This window comes from Moorena sp. SIO3E8, from assembly GCF_010692445.1.
GTDB lineage: Bacteria > Cyanobacteriota > Cyanobacteriia > Cyanobacteriales > Coleofasciculaceae > Moorena > Moorena bouillonii.
Genome location: NZ_JAAHHM010000231.1, coordinates 1 through 6,694, shown reverse-complemented (window position 1 = coordinate 6,694; position 6,694 = coordinate 1). Strand labels below are relative to the sequence as shown.

Below are 6,694 nucleotides of genomic sequence, written 5' to 3'. Positions count from 1 at the left end.
GAAAAGAGAAGGCAGTGATAAATGAGTTCTTTTGGAGTTAGTTGCGCCGTGTACTTGGAGACTTGTTCGCACGGTGCTTAGGGGACGAAGCGGGGGTAACCCTGCTGACTTACCCAATCACACATAGCTTGTGACTGGGGACCAGAGCCGCGCTTTAGCGTGCAACTGAGAAGCGCGGCTCTTTGTCCAAAAATGCTAGGGGAATATCGGACATCTTTATTATTACTAATATCTTGGAAAATGTCAAGGGTATTTTTTAAGTTTGAAACATTTTTTTACAAATTAGCAAAATTGATTATTTTTGGGTTTTATAGCGCCTTGCAAATTTATTGATTACATATTTATGAGTTGTTAGGTAACAGGGAATAGGGAATAGGGAATAGAGAAGTTGGCATTAAACCTAATTTATTTATTATTGCTAATTAAGAACTGGACTTTATCTTTGTGGACTTTATCTTTTGTGCCCTATTTTCATCATTAACTTATCTGTAAATCGCTATATTTCTGCTCCCGACTCCCGATTCCCGATTCCCGATTCCCGATTCCCTACTCCCTACTCCCTACTCCCTGTTGCTGGTAATGTCTCTAATTGCTGCTAAATTGGGATAGGGTAATACACTATCCATGGCTAGCCAAAGTAAGTACTCGATATTTCCGGCGGGGCCAGTAATGGGGGAGGATATTAATCCTTTGTACTGCCAACCTAGCTGTTTGGCGGATTCTAGAACGTTTGCGATCGCATCCGCACGGTGATTGGGGTCCCTGACTACTCCCTTTTTCCCGACACGGTCACGACCAACTTCAAACTGAGGCTTGACTAGCAACACTACCTCACGGGGAGGGGATAGCAGTTGCCACAGAGCAGGAAGAATTTTGGTTAAGGAAATAAAGGAGACATCCACTACCCCTAAATCAGCATAGACTTGACTCTGATTCGGGACTGGTGAAACACCGTACAAGTCGGCAGGCTGAAGATAGCGTAAGTTGGTACGTTCTTTCAACACCACCCGCTGGTCATTGCGCAGACTCCAGGCTACTTGTCCATATCCCACATCAACACCATAAACCTGTTTTGCTCCAGCTTTTAGCAAGCAGTCGGTGAAGCCACCGGTGGAAATGCCACCATCTAGGCAAATGCGTCCGTTTACTGAAATTCCAAATACCTCTAAGGCTTTGGCAAGTTTTTTGCCTCCTCTGGATACAAAAGGGGGTTTCTCTTTGACCTGAATCTGAGCGGTGGTGTTAATTTCAGTTCCTGGCTTATCTAATATTTGTCCATCTACCATGACTTCACCGGCACGAATCAGCACCTGAGCTCGCTGTCGGGATTCACACAGGTTAAGGTCTACTAATAATTTGTCGAGTCGTTGTTTAACCAATGGATTGTTTGGTTGAAGGTTAGGAGGTTGAAGGTTGAAGGTTAGGAGGTTGAAGGTTAGGAGGTTGGAAGGTTAGAAGGTTAGAAGGTTGAAGGTTTGAAGGTTGTTCGCGTAGCGTGGCCAAAGGCCAAGGTTAGCTGTCAGCTGTCAGCGGTCAGCTATCAGCTGTCAGCTAAAGAGGTAAGCATTAGTTTAATTTGAGTTACGTCAGCTAATGCGCTACGCGCACGCTACTTGAGGTGCTATCAGTTATCAGCTTATCGGCTATGGGCAAGCAAAGGGAACAGCTTTTGAATAAAAACAGTAACCATTCGTTTAATCTGAGTTAAGGAAAGCTGACGGCTGACGGCTGACCGCTGACGGCTGAAGGCTTACTTAGCAAGGGCTGGGGTTGTGATGATTTTGGGATCAAATGGGCTACTGCTTGCTTGACAAAACCTTGCATGAATGCTGCCCGTTGATTTTGCTGGAATACCTGTTTGAGTTTCTGGGTGAGTTGCTCAGGATTGAACTGTTGCGGGTTAGCACTAGTTTCGCTTTGCTCCTGTTCTTGGAAATACTCAATCAAACTTAGTCCTGCTAATCGGGTTAGGTAAGCAGCACTCACGCCCTGTACTGCTCCACCAGCGACATAGGTCAAGGCATGGCTTTTGAGCATATTGCCAATGGCTTGAGTGGAAAGCTCTACTAAGCCTAGTTTTACCATTAAACTACCTAGGGTTTTAGCGGCTTCCTGAGCTTGAGAGAGAGAGAATTTTTGCTGATAAATGTCCCCGAGTTCTGTGACTAATTGGGCGCTAATGGCGGCTGTTGCCAGTAAATCAAGGGCTGGCACTGGGTTAGCAAAAGCGGCTGCTGCTGCAATCCACTGATACTGTTCAATAATGGGTAAAGCGCGATCGCGTCTGAGGTGATTCAATTCTTGCTTGGCTTGAGCTTGTACCCTGGTCATGGCTCTGATGGTACTTGCCCACACTAGCTGTTGCTGTTCTTGGGTCAGGATTTGAGTTAAGCGGTCATTGAGCAAGGTCAGGTCAGGGGTTTGGGGTTCCAACCACTCTTTGACGGAAGCATCTGGCTGATGTTGACGCACTTTCACCGGAGCTGGGTTAGATGCGATCGCTACTACATCTTCTGGGTCTAATCGTCCTACCACTCGCTGCCGTAAGGTTTGCAAAACCGTAGCCCGTTGTGTAGATAAATACTGGTCTTGCTTATTGAGTACTAGGATGGAGCGCTGGTGGGGAGCACTCAGTTGCTGCAAGGCTTGTAACTCGCTGTCGGTCAAATCACCAGCGGTGACAAATAAGACTAAATCGGAGGCCAGGGCGATGTCCATAGCGGTGGTTTCTGCTTCGATACCACTATCCTTGACCGTAAACAAGCCTGGTGTTTCTTGGAACTGCACAGACAGGTCAGGCCATGGTTGAGAGTTACTATAGAGGGTTTCGAGAGCGTTAATCAAAGCGGTTTTCCCAACACCCTTATCCCCAGTCACTGCTATTGTGATCTCGTTGCGCTCTAGCTCAGTCTTGAGCTGGGCAACTTGCTCTCGCAGTCTAGCACTGGCATCCTGTGCCTCGGGTTCTTGATCGAGCTGAGTAATGATAGTTTCGGTGAATGCGATGGTGTTTTCCACGGCTGCCAGGTCTACTGGGGTTGATCGGGGCAAAGATTCCTGGTTTTGTGACCTCCGCTGCTGCAGAAACCAGAATCCAGTCCCAAATGCGATCGCTCCCCAAAGGGTATACTCACCGATTTCCATCACTGAGTCGTAGGCACTCTGGGCTAGCCATAAACCAAAGGATAGAACGATTCCCCCAACTAAGATCGGTCGCCGCAACTTAACCACTATTTAATCCTCCACTATCGGAATTTTGCCCATAATTATTGGTCTGTATCTACCATATCAAGTTACTTGTGGATCCCTGAAGTGCAAAAAGTGGCTAATAACGTACCTAAGCCAATTCATGGATGTTCATTTATTTTCTCAGAGTTAATCTGGATTACAAATAATTTTTCTGTATTTGTTCCTTGTATTCCTAGTTAATCTCGCCTATATTTTCTGACTAAGATATGGAATCTCTGTCTGCTTTAGCTATAGTCACCCTTGCTTTTATCGGTACGAAAGCTGCGGAAACTACAGTAGAAAAGTTCACTGATGCAGCCCTAGAAAAAGCCAAGCAACTGCGCCATAAGATTATTGATAAGTTAAGTGGTAATCCCAAGGCTGAAAAAGCTTTACGTTCTGCTGAAGACGGTTCAGATACTGATGTAGAAGTTGTATCTAAATATTTAGAAGAGGCGATGGCAGAAGATGATAAATTTGCCCAGGAGATTAAAGCATTAGCAAGAGAAATCAATAATTTGAACCAAGTGGAAGGGGAAAATTGGCAAGTATTTGGGGGTGAGGTGAATTACAACAAGGTATCTGGTGGTGAAGTAAATAACAGCAAGGATAATAAAGCTCCTGTGTTTCAAGGTGGTAGTGGTCATCAGATAACCATTAATCATAACTACAATAATCCTCCGGAACATTAGCTGAAGTCGCCTGGGGAGCAGGTTGACCTTGATTCTGATCAATCTACAGCTAGTGATAATCTACCATGCCCTTATCAAGGTTTGTTCCACTTCAGTTCCAATGAAGCTGAGTATTTCTTTGGGCGTGATGTTTTTATAGAAGAACTATTTCAAGCGACTCAAACCCGTAACTTTATTCCCGTATTGGGGGCATCAGGTAGTGGGAAATCCTCCGTAGTTCTAGCGGGATTAGTGCCGAAATTAGTAAAAGCCGGACATTGGCAGTTTACCCATTTTCGTCCTGGAGAAGAACCTTTTCTTGCTCTAGCTCAAGCCTTGGTTCCTCTATACGTGAAGAACCAGAATGAAACTAAACGCATGGCGCAAGCTCGTGAATTAGCGGGATATTTTCAAAATCGTAAAATTCTATTATCCGATGTTTTTGCCACAATTCACCGGAATCATCCTAACCAGAGGCTTTTACTAATTGCTGACCAATTTGAAGAACTCTACACCCTTTGTAGGGATGAGAAAACCCGTCGTCTATTTCTTGATATTATCTCAAAAACATTTCAATATTGCCCTGAAAAATCTTCTTCATCCACAGTGTTAGTAACCACCATGCGGGCAGATTTTTTAGGGAATGTGTTGTCCTATCCTCCCTTAGCAGATGTCTGGCGCAAGGTGAATGTTCAAATCCGTTCCATGAATCCAGAGGAACTTAGAGACGTAATTGAAAAGCCAGCCCAAAAAGTAGGGGTTAGTTTTGAAAGCGGACTGGTAGAACGCATTCTCAAAGATGTCGATACAGAACCAGGGAATTTACCATTGTTGGAATTTGCCCTAACTGAACTGTGGAAAAAACGCACTAGCAAACAATTAACCCACCAAGCCTATGAAGAAATCAGTGAAGTTTCCGGTGCTTTAACCAGATATGCTGATCGGGAGTTTAGTAAATTTAAACCAGAGGAACAAGAACGGGTAAGGCGGATATTTGTCCAATTAGTACGTCCCGGTGAAGGTACAGAAGATACTAGACGAGTCGCCACCAAAGCAGAATTAAACGAGACCAACTGGAAATTAGTTAAACGATTAGCTGATGCCCGGTTAGTGGTTACCAGTCGCACCGTTGTCACCAGTGCAGAAAATGCTGAACAAGAAACCGTGGAGGTAGTCCATGAGGCTTTAATTCGTAACTGGGGGCAACTGAAAGGATGGATGGAAACAGACCGAGAATTCCGTGCTTGGCAAGAAAGAATCCGATCTACAATGGCTCAGTGGCAGGAAATGAACAGGGATAAGGGACTGTTATTGCGGGGAGCTGCTTTAGTCCAGGCACAGGAAAAACTGAAAGAACGTCGGGAGGAACTATCCCAAGCTGAACAAGAGTATATTGGCTTAAGTCAGAAACACCAAAAACGTCAGTTTCAAAGCATTATAGGATTTGCAACAATAGTATTCGTAGCAATTTCTGGACTAGCAGTAGTTGCTGTTTTGCAAAGGAATGAGGCACTTATCGGTGAAAAAAATGCAAATCTCAAAGCTGACATTGCAGGGTTAAAGTCTCGCTTAGTCTCAGGAGAGAAAAGCTTAGATTTTCAATTAGATGTAATTGAAGTAAATCGAAAATTGCAGCAAGCAAAGAAACCAACGACAGATATTTTGATTCAAGGTGTAAACTTGCTACGAGAGGCTCTCTCTCAACCAAGAGAGATTAACCGTTTGAGTGGGCATCAGGGTTCGGTCAATCATGTCAGCTTCAGCCCGGATGGGAAATACTTCGCTTCTGCTAGTCGTGACGATACCGTGAAATTGTGGACAGTACAGGGCAAATTGGTGAACACCTTGACTGGCCATCAGGATTCTGTCTATCACGTCACCTTCAGCCCGGATGGGAAATACCTCGCTTCTGCTAGTGGTGACAAGACCGTGAAATTGTGGACAGCACAGGGGAAATTGCTACACACCTTGAGTGGCCATCAGGATGGTGTCGATCATGTCATCTTCAGCCCAGATGGTAAATACCTCGCTTCTGCTAGTAATGACAATACGGTGAAATTGTGGACAGCACAGGGGAAATTGCTACACACCTTGAGTGGCCATCAGGATGGTGTCGATCATGTCATCTTCAGCCCAGATGGTAAATACCTCGCTTCTGCAAGTGATGACAATACCGTGAGATTGTGGACAGCACAGGGGAAATTGCTACACACCTTGAGTGGCCATCAGGATGATGTCCGTCATGTCACCTTCAGCCCAGATGGTAAATACCTCGCTTCTGCAAGTGATGACAATACCGTGAGATTGTGGACAGCACAGGGCAAATTGCTACACACCTTGAGTGGCCATCAGGATGATGTCCGTCATGTCACCTTCAGCCCAGATGGTAAATACCTCGCTTCTGCAAGTGATGACAATACCGTGAAATTGTGGACAGCACAGGGCAAATTGGTGAACACCTTAACTGGCCATCAGTATGATGTCGATCATGTCACCTTCAGCCCAGATGGTAAATATCTTGCTTCTGCTAGTCGTGACAATATTAAATTATGGACAGCACAGGGGAAATTGCTGGAAACCTTAACTGACCATCACTTTGATGTCTATCATGTCACCTTCAGTCCAGATGGTAAATACCTTGCTTCTGCTAGTGGTGACAATATTAAATGGGTGCGGCTCTTATAGAAAGACGATAGAATGGGGAAGAGTTTTTTAACCCAAGCTGTCCTGTAGCAGTGTTTTGAGAGAAAAAACCGAAGGACTCGACAGGCGCAACCGCAGCAGTATGAGCCAGG

The 6,694-nt window shown here is 45.0% G+C and carries 5 protein-coding genes; 3 read left to right on the top strand and 2 right to left on the bottom strand.

From position 1 onward, the window contains the following. The first annotated feature begins 458 nt into the window (after nucleotides 1–458). Nucleotides 459–599, top strand: a complete 141-nt coding sequence (locus tag F6K46_RS37395) for a hypothetical protein (RefSeq protein WP_293067877.1) — start codon at nucleotides 459–461, stop codon at nucleotides 597–599. Here F6K46_RS37395 and F6K46_RS37390 read toward each other — a convergent pair. Together F6K46_RS37390 and F6K46_RS37385 are read right to left on the bottom strand one after the other, a co-directional pair. Next, on the bottom strand, nucleotides 561–1,379 hold the full coding sequence (locus F6K46_RS37390) for a TlyA family RNA methyltransferase (protein WP_293067874.1): 819 nt from the start codon (nucleotides 1,377–1,379) through the stop codon (nucleotides 561–563). The two genes, F6K46_RS37395 and F6K46_RS37390, sit on opposite strands and share 39 nt — an antisense overlap. A gap of 325 nt (nucleotides 1,380–1,704) precedes the next feature. Further along, nucleotides 1,705–3,231, bottom strand: a complete 1,527-nt coding sequence (locus tag F6K46_RS37385) for a DUF697 domain-containing protein (RefSeq protein WP_366510874.1) — start codon at nucleotides 3,229–3,231, stop codon at nucleotides 1,705–1,707. A 224-nt stretch (nucleotides 3,232–3,455) separates the two neighbouring features. Here F6K46_RS37385 and F6K46_RS37380 point away from each other — a divergent pair, with 224 nt between their 5' ends. Together F6K46_RS37380 and F6K46_RS37375 are read left to right on the top strand one after the other, a co-directional pair. Next, the gene (locus F6K46_RS37380; RefSeq protein ID WP_293067872.1) at nucleotides 3,456–3,920 is read left to right on the top strand and encodes a hypothetical protein; all 465 of its coding nucleotides are present in this window, start codon (nucleotides 3,456–3,458) and stop codon (nucleotides 3,918–3,920) included. Nucleotides 3,921–4,001: 81 nt separating this feature from the next. Next, nucleotides 4,002–6,584 carry a WD40 repeat domain-containing protein gene (locus tag F6K46_RS37375; RefSeq protein ID WP_293067869.1) on the top strand — a complete coding sequence of 861 codons (2,583 nt, stop codon included), beginning with the start codon at nucleotides 4,002–4,004 and terminating at the stop codon, nucleotides 6,582–6,584. The last annotated feature ends 110 nt before the right edge of the window (nucleotides 6,585–6,694 follow it).

Excerpts from the sequence above, each read along its gene's own strand:
- F6K46_RS37380 (WP_293067872.1), top strand. The coding sequence starts at position 3,456 with ATGGAATCTCTGTCTGCTTTAGCTATAGTCACCCTTGCTTTTATCGGT.